Consider the following 17,962-nt stretch of genomic DNA (forward strand, 5'->3'; position numbering starts at 1 on the left):
AAACGGTCGCAGCAGCGCAGGCCCATGCGCCGGGCCGCGACTGCGCCAGAGCCAACAAAACTGCCGGCGAGCCGGCCGGGCAGACCCAATCTCATGACTACCCAGTCCACAACCAGCCATTATTTCGTCGAGAGTCCCAGCACGCGCGCCCTGGTGCTCGGCGCGGTCGGTGTCGTCTTCGGCGACATCGGCACCAGCCCGCTGTACGCGCTCAAGGAGTGCTTCAGCAAGGAGCACGGCATCGCCTTCAGCACCGACGCCGTGCTAGGCGTCATCTCGATGCTGTTCTGGGCCATGATCATCGTGGTCTCGATCAAGTACGTGGTGTTCGTGATGCGGGCCGACAACGACGGCGAGGGCGGGGTGCTGGCGCTGATGGCGCTGGTGCTGCGTACCGTGGCGCCGCGCTCCGGCAAGGCCAAGATCCTGATGATGCTGGGCATCTTCGGCGCCTGCATGTTCTATGGCGATGCGGTCATCACGCCGGCAATCTCGGTGCTGTCGGCGGTGGAAGGGCTGGAGATCGCCGCGCCGCAGCTGTCGCATTTCGTGATACCGATCACGCTCGTGATCCTGGCCGCGCTGTTCCTGATTCAGCGCCATGGCACGGCCGCGGTGGGCAAGCTGTTCGGGCCGATCATGACAGCGTGGTTCCTGGCGCTGGGCGCGCTGGGCGTGTTCAACCTGATCCAGGCGCCGGAGATCCTCAAGGCGGTCAATCCGATGTACGGCATCACCTTCCTGGTCGAGCACGCGCTGCAGGCCTTCATCGTGCTGGGCTCGGTGTTCCTGGTGCTGACGGGTGCCGAGGCGCTGTACGTCGACATGGGCCATTTCGGCGCGCGCCCGATCCGCATCGGCTGGTTCATCCTGGTGATGCCATGCCTGATGCTGAATTACTTCGGCCAGGGCGCGATGCTGATGCACAACCCCGCCGGCGCCGAGAACCCGTTCTACCTGATGGTGCCGGAGCCGCTGCTGATCCCGATGGTGCTGCTGGCTACCTGCGCCACGGTGATCGCCTCTCAGGCGGTTATCTCCGGCGCCTTCTCGCTGACCAGCCAGGCGATCCAGCTGGGCTTCGTGCCGCGCATGCGCGTGCGCTACACCTCGGCCGCTGAAATCGGCCAGATCTACCTGCCGGTGGTCAACTGGCTGCTGCTGGTGCTGGTGTTCGGCGTGGTGATCTCGTTCAAGAAGTCCGAGAACCTGGCCGCGGCCTACGGCATCGCCGTGACCACGACCATGGTCATCACCAGCATCCTGGCGGCGGTGTGCATGCGCAATGTGTGGAAGTGGAACACTGCGATGGTGGTGCTGGTCGGCGCTGGCTTCCTGCTGGTCGACCTGTCGTTTTTTGCCGCCAACCTGCTCAAGGTTGCCGAAGGCGGCTGGTTCCCGCTGCTGCTGGGCAGCATGGCCTTCTTCATGCTGATGACCTGGTACAGCGGCCGCAAGCTGCTGCGCGCGCGCAGCCTGGAAGACGGCATCCCGCTGGAGCCCTTCATTGCCGGCCTGCTGGCGCACCCGCCGCACCGCGTCGAGGGCACCGCGGTGTTCCTGACCGGCAATACCGATTCGGTGCCGGTGTCGCTGCTGCACAACCTCAAGCACAACCGCGTGCTGCACGAGCGCGTGGTGTTCCTGCACTTCATCACGCGCGACGTGCCGTACGTCGACGACGACCATCGCCTGAGCTGCAAGGACCTGGGCGGCGGCGTCTTTATCCTGAAGTCGGAGTACGGCTTCAAGGAAACGCCGGACGTGCAGAAGGTGCTGGATCTGGCCGACCGCAAGCTCGACATGCATTTCGAGCTGATGGAAACCTCGTTCTTCATCGCGCGCGAGTCGGTGATCCCGTCCAAGCTGCCGGGCATGCCGATGTGGCGCGAGAGCTTGTTCGCCTGGATGCATCAGAACGGCGCCAAGCCGTCCGACTTCTTCCAGATCCCGGCCAACCGGGTGGTGGAGCTGGGTACCAAGGTCGAGATCTGAACGCACGGGCCGCGCGCCCGCTGCAAGCCCCCGGTGGCGCTCACAGGCGCCCCGGGGGTTTTTCGTTTCAGGCGGCCATGGCAGGCGAGGGCTGGCCGCTGGCCGGCATCGCATACATCAGCGGTGCCATCGCGGCCTGGATCCGGGCCATCTGCGATTCGGTCACCATCTCGGTCAGCAGCTTGCCAAAGCGCGGCTCCAGCGCCCCTGTGACGATGTAGGTCCAGCGGTAGGCTTTCAGCACCGTCTCGGCGATCTGCGCGGCATGCGCGGTGTGGCCGGTCACGCTGATGAAGTAATCTGTATCCGCCTTTGCCTGGCCCTGCACGATCTCGTCGAAGCCGGCGACCAGCGCGATCATGTCCTCGATCGCGGCATCGCGCTCGGCGGCGTCAATGCGCGCATCCTCGCGCAGCCATTCCAGCTCGTCCATGATCGCGTGCTGCGATTCCTCGCGCCAGTGGTACAGGAACACGTCCTTGTACAGTTCGGACAGGTCGGGCGCGGTGCCGATGCTGGCGCGGTAGTGCGCCTGCGAGAACAGCTCGAGCTGGCAGGTCATGGCGAGCACGGCCCAGTTGCGCTTGCTCAGCACGAACGCGGCGACTTCGTTGGGCGTGGCGTTGAACTGGTAGCCGTCGGGCATATGCGCGGCGACCAGCCGCTCGATGCGGCGGAACAGTTCCTGGTGCTTGATCTCCTCGTCGGAAAAGCGCACCAGCGCTTCGAGCGCGGTCTGGTCGCCCAGCCAATGGTCACGGCTGAGTTCCAGCACCTTGGCGCTGACGAAGCGCTCCACCAGCCCGAACATGTTGGCGTAGGTGCGGCCCTGCACCTGGGACATGAAGCGCTGCTCGGCGGGCGACAGGAACGGCAGTTCATCGGCCAGCGACAGCCCGTCGGGCAGGAACTTGTGGTCGAGGTCGAAGGTGCGGCCGCGGATCACGTCGCGGTCGATGTCCCAGCGGATGCGGCGCGAGGCGTCAATACAGCGCGCGTAGCGCTGCGTGTCGACCTGGTAGCCGGTCTGGCTGCCGGTCGAGCCGGTGGAGGATTGGGCGGCGTTTTCCATGAGGAGGACTCCTGTAGGCGTTATCCGTCAGTCGGTTGACGGTGCACCCATCATTGCAGCGGGCCAGCGCCCGCGCATGAGGCCGGCGTCCCGATATGGCCTTTGCAGGGCGTTGTGGACGGCGTGGCGCCGGGACATCGGTCCCGGGCGCGGGGCCGCGGGGACTGCCGCACTGCAGCCATCACCGCCCAGGGCGCCCATCGGCAACCGCCGCGCCCGCAGGCAGCGATGCGTGCGGCCACCGCGGCAGCCCGGCATGCACGCACAGGGGGCCAGCGCATGCCATGCGCCACCCGCCGGCGCCTTGCCAGGGCGCTTGTCCCGGAAAGTCGGGCGGCTCCGCGGCCTACCCGGGACCAGGGCCTCATGCGCGCTCTTGCCCTCCGCCAGACAATGCAACCCTCAACCTGTCACAGGACCACCTTAGTGGTGGTCCATCTCCTCAAGGAGCCGTGCCATGCGTCCGTTGCAGCAGTGGTCTCGCCCGTCCAGCCGGCATGCCGACGAAGTCCGTCGCGCCCGCCAGCCGCGACGCGCGCTGCCGCCGTGGCTGCGACGGGCCCTGCGTCACCGCATGGCGCAAACCGGTGCGGTGCTGCTGCCGCCGGCGCTCCTGCTGCTCTACGTCTTCTGTCATTCACATGCGACCTGGGATGCGTGGCTGGCCTCACTGCGTGAGCTGGACCACGATCACGGCGCGCCGGCACGCGAGCTGGGACGCGCGTTGTCGCTGGCGCGCTCCCTGCGCGGACGCCAGGCGCCGGATGCGGCGCTCTTGCGCACCGCGGTGCAGCTGGCCGCCGACCGCGTGTCGGCGTGCCTGGCGGCACGCTGGCGCAGTCCGGCACGGCTGATGCCGTCGCTGCTGCTGCCGCCGCTGCTGCCGCTGTTCGCAATGTTTGGATGGCTGCACTGACGCAGGGCGGCTGAAGCCGGCGCCACGCGCCCGCTATCCCGCACCCGCCACACCCTGATCCAGGAGTCAGGCGCCGCGCTGCTGCCGCGATGGGAAGGCAGCCGGCCGGCGCCAGGCACTCGGCCCGCACGGCGAAGGCGATCCCGTGCGGCCCGCGCATTCCGTCGACGATCGCCTGCATGAGGGACCGCAGCGGCCACGCTCGCGGCATCCCCTGTTGGAGATAGCAATGCATAAGAAGTTTGCCAGGACCCTGCTTGCCACCGCCGCACTTGCCGCCGGGCTGAGCCTGACTGCCCACGCGGGTGTGGGTGACGAAGCCACCCGGACTGCCGCGCATGTCCGCAACGGGCAGCGCGACGCGTTTTCCGACGGCGCACACGGGCCCGCGACCGAGGCCACGATGCTGCCCGTGGTGGCGCGCCAGGGCATGTCCGTGTGCGCGGTCCGTGGCTTTGATCCGTACCGGGACGGCATGCGCAAGCCTGATCCATACACCGACGGCGCGCGCATGGGACAGTTCGACCCGTTTACGGAGGGGACCCGCATCAGCTCGCGCGACAGCTTCAGCGACGGCGAGCGCAGCGGCTCGCGCGATGGCGGCGAATGCCTGACCGCAACCGGGCGCGAAAGCGCCGCGAGCGGCCACGCGTGAGTGAGCCGGGCGCGGCGGAACGGCCGGTCCTGGCGCGCCCGCGACAGCCAGGCCAGGGAATGTGCGCCATGACCCGCGCATGCCCAATCCTGGCGCACTTTGTCCGTTGATTCACCTGCCAACTCCCACCGGCCCGGCGCCACGCCGGGCCGCTGCATCCGCGCAACCGGGTGCTTCAGGCGCAAACGCTTGCCAGGTCCCGTCGATCCTTTCCTAAACTATTGAAGTCACGCGGCGCGCCCGCGCGGCAGGCCGGGCCCACGGGCCCCGGCTGCCGTCAGGCCGTCCCAGCACCGCGCGACCCGACATGCCGATGTTCAAGCAGCAGATACGCCTGTGCACCAGCCGGGATGGCGTTCGCCTTGCCTACGCCGTTACGGGTGGCGGCGCGCCGCTGGTCAAGGCGGCAAACTGGATGAGCCACCTCGAGTTCGATGTCGGCAGCCCGGTGTGGAGCCATATGATCACGGCGCTGTCGACCGCCCACACCCTGATCCGTTATGACGAACGCGGCTGCGGCCTGTCCGACCGCGATATCGAAGACCTGTCCTTCGATGCCTGGCTGCGCGACCTGGAAACGATCGTCGATGCTACCGGGGTAGAGCATTTTCCGCTGCTGGGCATCTCGCAGGGCGCATCGATCGCGGTGGCCTATGCGGTGGCGCACCCGGAGCGCGTCAGCCACCTGATCCTGCACGGCGGCTACGCCCGCGGGCGCCTGAAGCGCGATCACCTGAGCCAGAGCCTGCGCGAGGAAGCCGAATTAATGAACAAGCTTGCCGAACTAGGCTGGGGCCAGGAGAACCCCGCCTTCCGCCAGTTCTTTACGACGCAGTTCATCCCGGGCGGCACCGCCGAGCAGCATGCCTGGTTCAACGAGCTGGAACGGGTATCGACGTCGCCGCTGAATGCCGCGCGCTTCATGCGCGTGTTCAATGAGATCGACGTGGTCGAGCTGCTGCCCCGAGTCACGTGCCCGACGCTGGTATTGCATGCGGTACGCGACGCACGCGTGCCATTCGACGAGGGCCGCCTGATCGCCAGCGAAATCCCTGGCGCACGCTTCGTGCCGCTGGAAAGCGGCAACCACCTGCTGCTGGAAACCGAGCCCGCGTGGCACCGCTGGCTCGACGAGGTGCGCGCCTTCCTGCCGGCCGCGGCACCGGTGAGCGATCCCGCGTTCACCGCGCTGACAAGGCGCGAGCGCGATATCGTCGAACTGATCGCTCAGGGCCGCGACAACGCGCAGATCGCTGCCCACCTGGACCTGTCCGAGAAGACCGTGCGCAACCACATCACCAGCATCTTTGCCAAGCTGGAAGTGGAAAACCGCGCCCAGGCAATCGTGCTGGCGCGCAAGGCGGGCTTTGATCGCGCCGACGCGTAGGCGCCTTGGCCGCGTGCCTGCGCCTACGACTGGTTCACCAGCGTGCGTGCGTCGGTCACGTGGCCGCGATACGCCTCGAATATGCGGCGCAGCGACTGCTCCATGCTGACCTCGGGCTTCCAGCCCAGCTCGTCGATGGTGTTGTCGATCTTCGGCACGCGGTGCTGCACGTCCTGGTAGCCCTTGCCGTAGAAGTCGCCCGACGAGGTCTCGACGATCTGCGTCTTGCGCGCCTCCTCGGCGTACTCGGGATAGTCCCCCGCCATCTTCAGCATCATCTCGGCCAGCTCGCGCACCGAGTGGATATTGGCCGGATTGCCGATATTGAAGATCTTGCCGCTGGCGATGCCGTTGGGGTTCTCGATGATGCGCATCAGCGCGCTGATGCCGTCCGAGATATCGGCGAACGCACGCTGCTGCGCGCCGCCGTCGACCAGCTTGATCGGCTCGCCGCGCACGATATGGCCGAGGAACTGCGTCACCACGCGCGACGAACCTTCCTTCGATTCGAAGATCGAGTCCAGGCCCGCGCCGATCCAGTTGAACGGACGGAACAGCGTGTAGTTCAGGCCTTGCTCCATGCCGTAGGCGTGGATCACGCGGTCCATCAGCTGCTTGGAGCAGGCGTAGATCCAGCGCGGCTTGTTGATCGGGCCGTAGACCAGCGGCGAGGCTTCCGGGTCGAACTCGTCATCGCTGCACATGCCATAGACCTCGGAGGTCGACGGGAACACCAGGTGCTTGCCGTACTTGACCGCGGCGCGCACGATCGGCAGGTTGGCCTCGAAATCCAGCTCGAACACGCGCAGCGGCTGGCGCACGTAGGTGGCCGGCGTGGCGATGGCGACCAGTGGCAGCACCACGTCGCACTTGCGGATGTTGTACTCGATCCACTCCTTGTTGATGGTGATGTCACCTTCAAAGAAGTGCATGCGCGGGTGGTCGACGAGGTCGCCGAGGCGGTCCGTGTTCATGTCCATGCCGTAGACCTCCCACGGCGTGGTTTCCAGGATGCGGCGCGTCAGGTGATGGCCGATGAAGCCGTTGACGCCGAGAATCAGTACTTTCTTGCCTTGCATTGCTTTTGACGATCGCATGGAAAAGAAGGCGTGCCGCGCAGGCGCGGCACGAAACACCGGCAGCACGCTAGCGCGCGCCGGCGACGGGGAAGTTGGCCACGGCAACGCGCCGCCAGTCGCGCGCGATCACGTGCATCGGCACGCGCACGCTGAGTTCGGCAAACGTCGCTGGCGACAGCAGCGCCACGGCACGCGGGCCGTGCTGCCACGCATCGACAAAGGCGTCGACGGTCGGCAGCCAGTTCTGCGGTTCCTGCTCCGTGCCGAAGGCCAGTTCATCGGGCTGCGCCACCATGGTCAGCGGATGTCGCAGGTAGAAGGGCAGCGTATGGTCGAGCATGCCGATGCCATACAGCGGCATGCCGGGTCGCAGCACGCGCTCGATCGGCGCTGCCAGGCCGATGCCAGATGCCGAGCGCCCGATGGCCTCATGGCCGAGCAGGGCGACGGTAAATGCCAGCAGCATGCCCAGCGCGTAAGCCGCGATGCTTGCCATGCGCCCGTGCCGGCGCAGCAGCCACAGCGCGGCGAGCGTGCTGGCGCAGACGAGGGCAAACGCAAGCGCCACCCACACGGCGTAGGCGCGATACAGCAGGTTGGGCGTGTTGTTGGAATCGAGCGTGGTCACGATCGGGCTTGCCAGCAGCCCGAGCGCGCCGATCGACAGCATCGCCCAAAGCTGCCTGCGCCATGCCGGCACGCTTGCCTGCGTCAGCGCGGCACCGGCGAGGATCGCCAGCGCCGGGAACACCGGCAGGATGTAGCCGGGCAATTTCGAGCCGGACAGGCTGAAGAAGACGAAGATCGACACTGCCCACAGCGCGCACATCAGCGCGGGCTGGAACGGTGCCGGGCCGCTTGTGCCGGCACTGCCGGCAGTGCCCGCGGCGCCGGCGCGATGCCTGACGGTGCGGACCATCGCGGGCAGCATCCCAAGCCACGGCAGGAAGCCACCCAGCACCAGCGGGACGAAGTACCACAGCGCCCCCTTGCGCGCATGCACGGTCGAGGTGTAGCGCTGCCAGTGCTCGTGGACAAAGAAAAAGTGCAGGAACTCGGGATTGCGCCTGGCCACCAGCCAGTACCAGGGCACCGCCACCCCCAGCATCAGTGCGAACCCCGCCCGCGCATGCAGGCGCCGCCACAGCGCCAGGTCGCGCGTGGCACAGGTGTACGCCACCAGCACCAGTCCCGGCAGCACCAGGCCGACCAGCCCCTTGGTCAGCAGCGCAATGCCCATCGCCGCCCAGGACGCCAGCATCCAGTTGCGTTGCGCCGATCGCGTGGTGCGCGGGTGCTGCGCCAGCAGCATGCCCGCGAGCACGCAGGCCATGACGCCGGAGAGCGTCATGTCGAGGGTATTGAAGTGGGCCGCGGCATTCCACATCGGCGCCGATACCAGCACCAGCCCGGCCAGCCAACCTGCGCGCGCGCCGAACCAGCGCGCCGCCGCCAGCATCGATGCCGCCACGCCGGCCAGGCCCGCGAGTGCGACGCACAGCCGCGCCTGCCATTCACCGACGCCGAACAGCGTGTACGAGAGCGCCGTCACCCACATGTGGAAGGGCGGCTTCTCAAAGTACTTCAGGCCGTCATAGCGGATCGTGACCCAGTCGCCGGTGACCAGCATCTCGCGCGCGATCTCGGCGTAGCGGCCTTCGTCCGGTCCCAGCAAGTGGCGCACGCCCAGCGTGCCGAACCACAGCAGCGCGAACGCCAGCACGGCGAGCGCGAGCGCAAGGGCGGGGATGCCTGCCACGCGGACGGCATGCCCCGGCCCGGCGGCGAGGCGCCCGGTGCGGGGCAGCACGGCGGGGGTGGCAGGGCTGGAGGGCAGGTGTGACGGCAAGGCGGCGCGGAAGGAAGAGTTGACGGCCTTGTCGGCGCCGGCGCCAGGCGCGGCGTTGAACAGGACAAGGCCTGGCAATGCGAGCGCGAGGATAAGCCGCCAACCTTAATGGCACATTAAGCCTGCGGGCGCACAATCGATATCCTTCGCGGCGTGCTTGCCGCGCGTGACTCCCGCATAACACCCGGAACATGAGAATCCTTATCGTTGAAGACGACCCCATGCTCGGCGATGGCCTGCGGCGCGGGCTGCAGCTGCTGGACTATGCGGTCGACTGGTTCGGCACCGCCACCGAAGCCGACCATGCGCTCGAGATGGCCGACTATGACGCCGTGGTCCTGGACCTTGGCCTGCCCGGCGAAGACGGCATGGCGCTGCTCGCGCGCTGGCGCGCGCGCGGCTGCTGCATTCCCGTGATCGTGCTGACCGCGCGCGATGCGATTGAAAGCCGCATCGGCGGGCTCGACGCCGGCGCCGACGACTACCTGGTCAAGCCGATCGCGCTCGACGAACTGGCCGCGCGCCTGCGCGCCGTGACGCGCCGGGCCGTGGGGCTGTCGTCGCCGGTATGGAAGCACGGCGCGCTGGAATTCCATCCGGCCGGCAGGCAGGCGTACTGGGCCGGCACGCCGGTGGAGCTGACCAGCCGCGAAGCCATGCTGCTCGAACTGCTGCTGGCACATCCCAACCGCCTGCTGACGCGCGACTTCCTGCGCGACAAGCTCTATGACTGGCAGGGCGGCGTGGAAAGCAATGCCCTTGAAGTCCATATCCACCACCTGCGCCGCAAGATCCATCCCAAGATCGTGCGCACCTTCCGCGGCGCGGGCTACACGCTGGGCGCCGCCGAGGACTGCCAATGACGCTGCAGCGCCGGCTTATCCTTGCCGTGCTGATCGCCACGCCGGTGGTCTGGCTGCTGACCATCGGCCTGACCTACGTGCGCGCCCGGCATGAGATCAACGAGCTGTACGACACCGACATGGTGCGCATGGCGCTGCAGATGCACTCGGTGATGCCGATGGTCGACCTTGCCGCAGGGCCGTCGCGCACCCGGCTGCCGCAACTTGTGGAGGGCGACCAGGGCGATGCCGGCCTGGGCGACCTCGCCATCGCCGCGTGGCTGCCGGACGGGAAGCCCCTGCATATCGATCCGGAGGGCGACCTGCTGCCGCGCGCGCCGGGCTTGAAGGGCTTCAGCGACACGGTCCTCGGCCACCAGCGCTGGCGGCTCTACTACCTCGACGATCCCGATACCGGCTGGCGCGTCTGCGTCGGCCAGCAACTGGCCGAGCGCAACGAGCTGATCCTGTCCTATATCGCCGCGCAGGTGCTGCCATGGGCCGCGGGCCTGCCGATGCTGATCGGGCTGCTGATCTGGTTCACGCGCCGCGCGATGGAACCGGTGCGGGCGTTGTCGGCCGATATCGAACGGCGTGCGCCCGATGATCGCCAGCCGCTCAGCCTGGCGGCGGTGCCCGGCGAGCTGGTGCCGCTGGTCCATGCCATGAACCGGCTGCTGGCGCGGGTTTCGGACTCGATCGAGCACGAGCGCCGCCTGACTGCCGACGCGGCGCATGAGATGCGCACGCCGCTGGCTGCGCTGAAGGCGCAATGGGAGCTTGCCGAGCGCTCGCCGGACGCCGTGGAGCGCAACCAGGCCCGCGCCAACGTCGCCGCCGGCATCGACCGCATCAGCCGGCTGGTATCGCAATTGCTGACGCTGAGCCGGCTGGAAGATGCCTCGGCACTGCCGTCCCGCCAGCCGGTCAGCTGGCTGCCGGTGGCGCAGCAGGCGCTGTCAGACTGCCTGGCGCTGGCGCAGCAGAAGCAGGTCGACGTGGAGCTCGAATGGCCGGAGCAGGGCGGGGAACCGCTGCCGGTCGCGGGCGATGCCAACCTGTTGTCGCTGCTGCTGCGCAACCTGCTCGACAATGCCATCCGCTACAGCCCGCCGGGGGCGCTGGTCACCGTGGATTTCCAGCCGGACGGCATTACCGTGCGCGACCAGGGGCCGGGCATCGCGCCCGATGTGCTGGCGCGGCTGGGCGACCGGTTCTTCCGCGGGGGTGGGGCGCAACGGGAGCACGGGCATGGCCTTGGTGTTTCCATCGCGCAGCGCGTGGCGCGGCTGCATGGGCTGGACCTGGCCTTTGCCAACCGGACCGACGGCGCGACGGGGCTGGCAGTGCGGATCGCCCGGGACGGGCCCCAATGAAAAACGCCCCGCACGGCTTGGTGCGGGGCGCCAGGGATGTCGCGGGCAGCGAGCCGCTCAGCGCTTGAGCTTGGCGAATGCCGCCGCCATCGCGCCCGCCGGCTCTTGCTCGCGGCGGCCGCCGCTGCTGCTGCCCTTGCCGCCACTGCGCTGGCCGCCGCGGTCGCCGCCGGCGCGCGGGGCCGCCTGGCCGGGCTCGTCATCCAGGCGCATCGACAGCCCGATGCGGTTGCGCTTGACGTCGACCTCCATCACCTTGACCTTGACGATCTGGCCGGCCTTGACCACCTCGTGCGCGTCCTTGACGAACTTGTTCGACAGTGCCGAGATATGGACCAGCCCGTCCTGGTGCACGCCGATATCGACAAACGCGCCGAACGCCGCCACGTTGGTGACCACGCCTTCCAGCACCATGCCAGGCTGCAGGTCCTTCACGTCCTCCACACCTTCCTGGAAGGTCGCGGTCTTGAACTCGGGGCGCGGGTCGCGGCCGGGCTTTTCCAGCTCGGACAGGATGTCGCGCACGGTCGGCAGGCCGAACGACTCATCGGTGAACTTCTCCGCCGACAGGCCGCGCAGCGCTTCGCGGTTGCCCATGACATCACGCAGGCCCTTCTTGATGGCGTCCAGGATGCGTTGCACCACCGGGTACGCTTCCGGGTGCACCGACGAGCGGTCCAGCGGGTTGTCGCCATCGTTGATGCGCAGGAAGCCGGCCGCCTGCTCGAAGGTCTTGTCGCCCAGGCGCGGCACCTTCTTCAGCGCCGCGCGGTTGGCGAAGGCACCGTTGGCATCGCGGAACTCGACGATATTGCGTGCCAGCACCGTGTTCAGGCCCGACACGCGCGCCAGCAGCGGCGCCGAGGCGGTGTTGACGTCCACGCCCACGGCGTTCACGCAGTCTTCGACCACGGCGTCCAGGGTGCGTGCCAGCTCGCGCTGGTTCACATCATGCTGGTACTGGCCCACGCCGATCGACTTGGGATCGATCTTGACCAGCTCGGCCAGCGGATCCTGCAGGCGGCGTGCGATCGACACCGCACCGCGCAGCGACACGTCCAGGTCCGGGAATTCCTTGGCGGCCAGTTCCGACGCCGAGTAGACCGAGGCGCCGGCCTCGCTGACCACGATCTTGGTCAGCTTCAGCTCGGGCATCTGCTTCATCAGGTCCTGCACCAGCTTGTCGGTCTCGCGGCTGGCGGTGCCGTTGCCGATCGAGACCAGCGCGACGTTGTGCTGCCTGGCCAGGCGCGCCAGCGTGGCGAGCGAACCGTTCCAGTCGCGGCGCGGCTCGTGCGGGTAGATGGTGGCGGTATCGAGCAGCTTGCCGGTGCTGTCGACCACCGCGATCTTGCAGCCGGTGCGGATGCCGGGATCGACGCCCATCACGGACTTGGGGCCCGCCGGCGCGGCCAGCAGCAGTTCATGCAGGTTGCGGCCGAAGACCTTGATGGCTTCGCTCTCGGCGGTCTCGCGCAGTTGCGTCAGCAGCTCGGTTTCCAGGTGCGGCTGCACCTTCACGCGCCAGCACCAGCGGCACACGTCGCCCAGCCACTTGTCGGCGGGGCGGCCCAGCTGCTGGATGCCGACATGGCGCGCGATCATGCCTTCGCACGGGTGCGGCACCATCGCGTCCTGTTCTTCGCCCAGGCCCAGCTTGACCATCAGCACGCCCGCGTTGCGGCCGCGGAACAGCGCCAGCGCGCGGTGCGACGGCACCGTGCGGATGGTTTCGCTGTAGGCGTAGTAGTCGCGGAACTTCTCTTCCTCGGCGGTTTCCTTGCCTTCCATCACGGTCGAGGCGACCACGCCGTTGTTCCACAGGTGTTCGCGCAGCTTGCCCAGCAGTTCCGCGGTCTCGCCGAACTGCTCGGACAGGATGTCGCGCGCGCCGTCCAGCGCCGCCTTCACATCGGGCACGCCGCCGTCGGCGGTCGGGTTGCCGTTGACGTACTTGGCCGCCTCGGTTTGCGGATCCAGCGTGGGATCGGCCAGCAGCGCCAGCGCCAGCGGCTCCAGCCCGCATTCGCGCGCGATCTGGGCGCGCGTGCGGCGCTTGGGCTTGTAGGGCAGGTAGAGGTCTTCCAGCGCCTGCTTGGTTTCGGCGCCCTCGATGGCGGCCTGCAGTTCGGGCGTGAGCTTGCCTTGCTCCTGGATCGACGCCAGGATGGCCGCGCGGCGGTCTTCCATGTCGCGCAGGTAAAGCAGGCGCTCTTCCAGGTTGCGCAGCTGCGTGTCGTCCAGGTTGTCAGTCACTTCCTTGCGGTAGCGGGCGATGAACGGGACGGTGGCGCCCTCGTCGAGCAGGGCCACGGCGGCCGCGACCTGGCGGGGCTGCACGGACAGTTCAGCCGCGATGAGCGACACGATTTTTTGCGAGACGGAAGCGGGCAGGTTGGACATCTGAAAACGCAGTCGGTCGAAAGCGGGGCATTTTGCCACAAGCGCGGCGCGGTTCGGCCACGCTGGCCGCTGGCGCCGCGCAAGGGGCGTTACCAGCATGTGCGGGGCAGGCCGCCAGGCGGCCCGGATGCTAGAATCCCGTCATGATCGTCAAGCCCCGTCCGGCCGCCGCCAAGGCCACTTCAGCGGCAACTTCGCCGGCACCCTCACCGGCCATGCCAACCGTCGCCAACGTGCCGAAATCCGTCCTCTTCCAAGCTGCCAGCCTGGCAGTGCTGGCGCTCGCCGCCGGTGCCGTGCTGATGCCGGTGCGACCCGCGCTGGCGCAAGCCTCGGCACCGGCCGCGGCAACGCCAACGGCCGCCGGAGCTCCGCGCGATTTCGGCGCCGAACGCAAGGCCATCGGCGATTCGCGCGCGTGGACCAACTACCGTTTCTCCGCGGCCGAGCACGAGTGCTACAGCAAGTTCTTCGTCACCAGCTGCATCGACAAGGCCAAGGAAGCCCAGCGCCAGGAGCTGCAGGTGCTGCGCAAGCGCGAACTGGAAGTCGGCGAGGCCGAGCGCGCGCACCGCGCCGCCGAGCGCGACCGCGACCAGGCGCTGCGCCGTGCCGAATTCGAGGCCAGCCAGCCGCAGCGTGCCGCCAGCGAGAAGTCCAGCCGCACCACATTCGAGAAAAAGCAGCAGGAACAGCAGCTGCGCGAGGCGCAACGCCAGGGCGAGGCGCCGCAGCGCGCCGCCAACGCGCAGTCGTACCAGCAGAAGCAGTCCGACTTCGACGCCAGGATGAAAGAGGCGCAGCAGAAGGGCGGCGAGCAGGCTCGCCAGCGCGAGGAAAACGCGAAGGCGTACGAGGCCAAGCAGCGCGACCTCGAGCGGCGCCAGAAGGAACTGGAAGAGCGGCGCGCCAAGGCCAAGGAACAGCAAGGCCAGGCGTCGGCGCCGCGCCCGTTCGGCTTCTGAGCCGATCGCACTGACCGTACCGCGGAGGCGCACATGGACAGCAACCTGAATACCCTTGAACGGCGCATCATGGAGTTGCAGATCGAGCACCGCGATCTGGACTTCCTGATCGACCGGCTCTCCGGCGACGCCGTCCATGACGAGCTGCAGTTGCGCCGCCTGAAAAAGCGCCGCCTGAAGCTGAAGGACGCCATCACGCTGCTGCAGTTGCAGCTCGAACCCGACGTGCCGGCCTGAGCATACGGGCCGCCGCGCCAGACGCCGCCGGCAGATCGACCGGCGGCCTACACAAACGTATTCCCCCACCCTTGTCCGACCTTTCCGATTCCCCCGAGCAAGACGACGCCGCCACTGCGGACGACGCAACGGACGTGCATGACGTCGCCGCCAGCGCCTTGGACGCCGCTGCCAGCCGCAGCGCCGAGCTTGGCACCATCTTTGCCGATACCGGCACGCTGGCACAGGCCATCCCGGGCTACCGGCCGCGCGCGTCTCAGCACAAGATGGCCGATGCCGTCGCCGAGGCGATCGCCGCCAACGACACGGTGATCGTCGAGGCCGGCACCGGCACCGGCAAGACCTACGCCTACCTGGTGCCTGCCATGCTTTGGGGCGGCAAGGTCATCCTGTCCACCGGCACCAAGAACCTGCAGGACCAGCTATTCCTGCGCGATATCCCGACGGTGCGCCATGCGCTGAACGTGCCGGTCTCGGTGGCCTTGCTCAAGGGCCGCGCCAATTACGTGTGCCACTACCACCTGGAGCGCGCGCAGGCGGCCGGGCGGCTGGCGTCGCGCCAGGATGCCGCGTGGCTGCGCGACATCGGCCGCTTCCTCAAGGAAACCAAGACAGGCGACAAGGCCGAGCTGGCCGCGGTGCCGGAAAACGCACCGGTGTGGCAGATGGTGACGTCGACACGCGACAACTGCCTGGGCTCGGAGTGCCCGTACTACAAGGACTGCTTCGTGATGCGCGCGCGCAAGGAAGCGCAGCAGGCCGACGTGGTGGTGGTCAACCATCACCTGTTCTTTGCCGACGTGGTGCTGCGCGATACCGGCATGGCCGAGCTGCTGCCCGCCGCCAACACCGTGATCTTCGACGAGGCGCACCAGCTGCCCGAAACCGCAACGCTGTTCTTCGGCGAGACGCTGTCGACCAGCCAGCTGCTCGAGCTGGCCCGCGACACGGTGGCCGAAGGCCTGTCGCATGCGCGCGACGCGGTCGACTGGGTCGCACTGGGCGCGCCGCTGGAGCGTGCCGCGCGCGACCTGCGGCTGGCGTTCAACAAGGACAACGCGCGCCTGGCGCTGGGCCAGATCGAGGCCGACCGCCGCATCGCCGAGCCCTTCAACGAAACGCTCGATGCGCTGGACGAGGCACTGTCGGCCTTTGTCGAGATGCTGGAAAGCCAGGCGGAGCGCGCCGAATCGCTGCAGCAGTGCCATCGGCGCGCGCTGGAACTGGCCGAGCGCCTGGCGGCATGGCGCAGCGATGCCGTTGCCGCGCCCGTGCCCGCCACACCGGCAGGCGAGGGGGGCGAGGGGGGCGAGGTAGCCGAAGCACGGGCGCCGGCAGAAACGGTACGCTGGGTCGAAGTGTTCTCCCATACCGTGCAGTTGCACCGCACCCCGCTGTCGATCGCGCCGATCTTCTCGCGCCAGCGCGGCGGCCAGCCGCGGGCGTGGGTCTTTACCTCGGCTACGCTGTCGGTCAAGGGCAACTTTACGCACTATGCGGCGCAGCTCGGGCTCGACAAGGACCGCTCGCTGACGCTGCCGAGCCCGTTCGACTACGCGACGCAGGGGCTGCTGTACGTGCCGCGCGACATGCCCGCGCCGCAGTCGCCGCAGTTCACCGATGCCGTGGTGCAGGCCGCGCTGCCGCTGATCGAAGCGGCCGGCGGGCGCACCTTCCTGCTCTGCACGACGCTGCGCGCGGTGCAGCGTGCCTCCGACCTGCTCTACGATGCCTTCGCCGAGCGCGGCCTGAACCTGCCGCTGCTGGTGCAGGGCCAAGCCAGCCGTACCGAGCTGCTCGACCGCTTCCGCGAACTCGGCAACGCCGTGCTGGTCGGCAGCCAGAGCTTCTGGGAGGGGGTGGATGTGCGTGGCGAGGCGCTGTCGCTGGTGATCATCGACAAGCTGCCGTTCGCGCCGCCGGACGACCCGGTGCTGGCCGCGCGCATGGAAGTGCTGCAGAAAAAGGGGCTGAGTCCGTTTGCCGCGCACCAGCTGCCGCATGCGGTGATCACGCTGAAGCAGGGCGCGGGGCGGTTGATCCGCTCGGAGTCCGACCGCGGCGTGCTGGCCATCTTCGACACCCGGCTGGTGGAAAAGCCCTATGGCCGCCAGATCTGGCAGAGCCTGCCGCCGTTCACGCGCACGCGCGAGGCGGCCACGGCGGTGCGCTTCCTGGAATCGCTGCGCGGCGAGGGCAAGACAGCGCCTGCAGAGGCGCAGGACGCCGACGCGGACGATTGACGGGGCGCCGAAGGGGCGCTGAACGCGCCGCGCTGAAAACAAAAACGGGACGGTCATGCGACACGTCCCGTTTTTTATCGCCGCCGTCAGGCGTGAGCGAGGTTCAGAACACTTCCCACCAGGACTTGTCCTTGCGGCGCTCACCGTACTTGATGAAGTCGCTTTCCGGGAAGTTCTTCTCCATCACGCGGGCGGTATCGTCGCGCAGGTCCTTCATGCCCATCGCATCGTACGAACGGATCATTATGTACAGCGCTTCCTCGTTGGCCGGCGCGCCGTCATAGTCCTTCAGCGCCTGCTGCGCGCGGTTCACCGCGGCCAGGTAGGCGCCGCGCCTGTAGTAGTAGCGTGCGGCATGCACCTCGTGCTGGGCCAGCGAGTTGACGATGTACTGCATGCGCAGTGCGCCGTCGGCGGTGTACTTGCTGTCCGGGTACTTGGTGACGAGCGTGTTGAACGCGTCGTAGGCGGCACGTGCCGCCTTGGGATCGCGCTCGCTCAGGTCCTGGCCGGAAAAGCGGCCCAGCCAGCCCAGGTTGTCGTTGAAGTTGATCAGCCCCTTGAGGTAGTAGGCGTAATCGATGTTGGGGTGGTTCGGGTGCAGCTGGATAAAGCGGTCGACCGCGGCCAGTGCGGCGGCTGTCTCGCCATCCTTGTAGTTGGCGTAGGCGGTATCGATCTGCGCCTGCTGCGCGTAGCGGCCGAACGGATAGCGGCCTTCGAGCTTTTCGTACAGCTTGACGGCGCGGGTGTAGTCGCCGCCATCCAGTGCGTCCTTGGCTTCCGAATATAATTTGTTGGCCGACCAGCCGGCGGTTTCGTCGGGCTGGTCCGCCAGCAGGCCGCATGCCGATAGCATGACGCAGCCGCCTGCGAGCAGAACCGCTCCAATAGTCGCGCGCCACGGCGCGCGTTTCATGCTCAGCAATTGCATGGGCAATCG

Annotated in this window: 14 protein-coding genes; 9 read left to right on the top strand and 5 right to left on the bottom strand. The window is 68.0% G+C overall.

Annotation, left to right across the window (positions count from 1 at the left end; translation table 11 throughout):
* The first annotated feature begins 93 nt into the window (after positions 1–93).
* On the top strand, positions 94–1,995 hold the full coding sequence (locus tag LPA45_RS06395; RefSeq protein WP_317922659.1) for a potassium transporter Kup: 1,902 nt from the start codon (positions 94–96) through the stop codon (positions 1,993–1,995).
* Between the two features lie 67 nt (positions 1,996–2,062).
* On the opposite strand, the gene LPA45_RS06400 is transcribed toward LPA45_RS06395, so the two are convergent.
* Positions 2,063–3,067 carry a hypothetical protein gene (locus tag LPA45_RS06400; RefSeq protein WP_317922658.1) on the bottom strand — a complete coding sequence of 335 codons (1,005 nt, stop codon included), beginning with the start codon at positions 3,065–3,067 and terminating at the stop codon, positions 2,063–2,065.
* A 457-nt stretch (positions 3,068–3,524) separates the two neighbouring features.
* On the opposite strand from LPA45_RS06400, the gene LPA45_RS06405 reads away from it, so the two are divergent.
* The 3 genes from LPA45_RS06405 (at position 3,525) to LPA45_RS06415 (ending at position 6,025) form a co-directional block, all read left to right on the top strand.
* On the top strand, positions 3,525–3,983 hold the full coding sequence (locus tag LPA45_RS06405) for a hypothetical protein (RefSeq protein ID WP_317922656.1): 459 nt from the start codon (positions 3,525–3,527) through the stop codon (positions 3,981–3,983).
* 229 nt (positions 3,984–4,212) lie between these two features.
* On the top strand, positions 4,213–4,638 hold the full coding sequence (locus LPA45_RS06410) for a hypothetical protein (protein ID WP_116317788.1): 426 nt from the start codon (positions 4,213–4,215) through the stop codon (positions 4,636–4,638).
* 307 nt (positions 4,639–4,945) lie between these two features.
* The gene (locus LPA45_RS06415) at positions 4,946–6,025 is read left to right on the top strand and encodes an alpha/beta fold hydrolase (protein ID WP_116317789.1); all 1,080 of its coding nucleotides are present in this window, start codon (positions 4,946–4,948) and stop codon (positions 6,023–6,025) included.
* 23 nt (positions 6,026–6,048) lie between these two features.
* On the opposite strand, the gene LPA45_RS06420 is transcribed toward LPA45_RS06415, so the two are convergent.
* Together LPA45_RS06420 and LPA45_RS06425 are read right to left on the bottom strand one after the other, a co-directional pair.
* The gene (locus LPA45_RS06420; protein ID WP_317922654.1) at positions 6,049–7,104 is read right to left on the bottom strand and encodes a bifunctional UDP-4-keto-pentose/UDP-xylose synthase; all 1,056 of its coding nucleotides are present in this window, start codon (positions 7,102–7,104) and stop codon (positions 6,049–6,051) included.
* Positions 7,105–7,171: 67 nt separating this feature from the next.
* Positions 7,172–8,911: a glycosyltransferase family 39 protein gene (locus LPA45_RS06425; RefSeq protein ID WP_376790639.1), complete on the bottom strand. Its 1,740-nt coding sequence runs from the start codon at positions 8,909–8,911 to the stop codon at positions 7,172–7,174.
* A gap of 233 nt (positions 8,912–9,144) precedes the next feature.
* On the opposite strand from LPA45_RS06425, the gene LPA45_RS06430 reads away from it, so the two are divergent.
* Together LPA45_RS06430 and LPA45_RS06435 are read left to right on the top strand one after the other, a co-directional pair.
* Entirely contained in the window at positions 9,145–9,816 is a 672-nt protein-coding gene (locus LPA45_RS06430; protein WP_317922653.1) for a response regulator, read from the top strand.
* Complete coding sequence (locus LPA45_RS06435) at positions 9,813–11,171, top strand: ATP-binding protein (protein ID WP_317922652.1); 1,359 nt, start codon at positions 9,813–9,815, stop codon at positions 11,169–11,171. The genes LPA45_RS06430 and LPA45_RS06435 overlap by 4 nt, the downstream gene beginning before the upstream one ends.
* Before the next feature lie 57 nt (positions 11,172–11,228).
* Here LPA45_RS06435 and LPA45_RS06440 read toward each other — a convergent pair whose 3' ends face one another.
* Positions 11,229–13,574: a Tex family protein gene (locus tag LPA45_RS06440; RefSeq protein WP_317922650.1), complete on the bottom strand. Its 2,346-nt coding sequence runs from the start codon at positions 13,572–13,574 to the stop codon at positions 11,229–11,231.
* Between the two features lie 143 nt (positions 13,575–13,717).
* Between LPA45_RS06440 and LPA45_RS06445 the strand changes: the two genes are divergently transcribed.
* The 3 genes from LPA45_RS06445 (at position 13,718) to LPA45_RS06455 (ending at position 17,019) form a co-directional block, all read left to right on the top strand.
* Positions 13,718–14,539, top strand: coding sequence for a hypothetical protein (locus LPA45_RS06445; protein ID WP_317922648.1), 822 nt, complete (start codon positions 13,718–13,720; stop codon positions 14,537–14,539).
* A gap of 33 nt (positions 14,540–14,572) precedes the next feature.
* On the top strand, positions 14,573–14,776 hold the full coding sequence (locus tag LPA45_RS06450) for a DUF465 domain-containing protein (RefSeq protein WP_116321060.1): 204 nt from the start codon (positions 14,573–14,575) through the stop codon (positions 14,774–14,776).
* A 71-nt stretch (positions 14,777–14,847) separates the two neighbouring features.
* Positions 14,848–17,019 (top strand): ATP-dependent DNA helicase, encoded by a 2,172-nt coding sequence (locus LPA45_RS06455; protein ID WP_116321059.1) that lies wholly within the window; start codon positions 14,848–14,850, stop codon positions 17,017–17,019.
* A gap of 103 nt (positions 17,020–17,122) precedes the next feature.
* On the opposite strand, the gene LPA45_RS06460 is transcribed toward LPA45_RS06455, so the two are convergent.
* Entirely contained in the window at positions 17,123–17,953 is an 831-nt protein-coding gene (locus tag LPA45_RS06460; RefSeq protein WP_116321058.1) for an outer membrane protein assembly factor BamD, read from the bottom strand.
* Positions 17,954–17,962 lie beyond the last annotated feature (9 nt).

The organism is Cupriavidus sp. Agwp_2 (assembly GCF_040784895.1).
GTDB lineage: Bacteria > Pseudomonadota > Gammaproteobacteria > Burkholderiales > Burkholderiaceae > Cupriavidus.

What these genes read in the sequence shown, in the direction of transcription:
- LPA45_RS06460 (WP_116321058.1), bottom strand. Translation starts at nt 17,953, where the DNA reads ATGCAATTGCTGAGCATGAAACGCGCGCCGTGGCGCGCGACTATTGGA.
- LPA45_RS06445 (WP_317922648.1), top strand. Translation starts at nt 13,718, where the DNA reads ATGATCGTCAAGCCCCGTCCGGCCGCCGCCAAGGCCACTTCAGCGGCA.
- LPA45_RS06435 (WP_317922652.1), top strand. Translation starts at nt 9,813, where the DNA reads ATGACGCTGCAGCGCCGGCTTATCCTTGCCGTGCTGATCGCCACGCCG.
- LPA45_RS06415 (WP_116317789.1), top strand. Translation starts at nt 4,946, where the DNA reads ATGCCGATGTTCAAGCAGCAGATACGCCTGTGCACCAGCCGGGATGGC.
- LPA45_RS06440 (WP_317922650.1), bottom strand. Translation starts at nt 13,574, where the DNA reads ATGTCCAACCTGCCCGCTTCCGTCTCGCAAAAAATCGTGTCGCTCATC.
- LPA45_RS06430 (WP_317922653.1), top strand. Translation starts at nt 9,145, where the DNA reads ATGAGAATCCTTATCGTTGAAGACGACCCCATGCTCGGCGATGGCCTG.
- LPA45_RS06400 (WP_317922658.1), bottom strand. Translation starts at nt 3,067, where the DNA reads ATGGAAAACGCCGCCCAATCCTCCACCGGCTCGACCGGCAGCCAGACC.
- LPA45_RS06410 (WP_116317788.1), top strand. Translation starts at nt 4,213, where the DNA reads ATGCATAAGAAGTTTGCCAGGACCCTGCTTGCCACCGCCGCACTTGCC.
- LPA45_RS06420 (WP_317922654.1), bottom strand. Translation starts at nt 7,104, where the DNA reads ATGCAAGGCAAGAAAGTACTGATTCTCGGCGTCAACGGCTTCATCGGC.
- LPA45_RS06450 (WP_116321060.1), top strand. Translation starts at nt 14,573, where the DNA reads ATGGACAGCAACCTGAATACCCTTGAACGGCGCATCATGGAGTTGCAG.
- LPA45_RS06405 (WP_317922656.1), top strand. Translation starts at nt 3,525, where the DNA reads ATGCGTCCGTTGCAGCAGTGGTCTCGCCCGTCCAGCCGGCATGCCGAC.
- LPA45_RS06395 (WP_317922659.1), top strand. Translation starts at nt 94, where the DNA reads ATGACTACCCAGTCCACAACCAGCCATTATTTCGTCGAGAGTCCCAGC.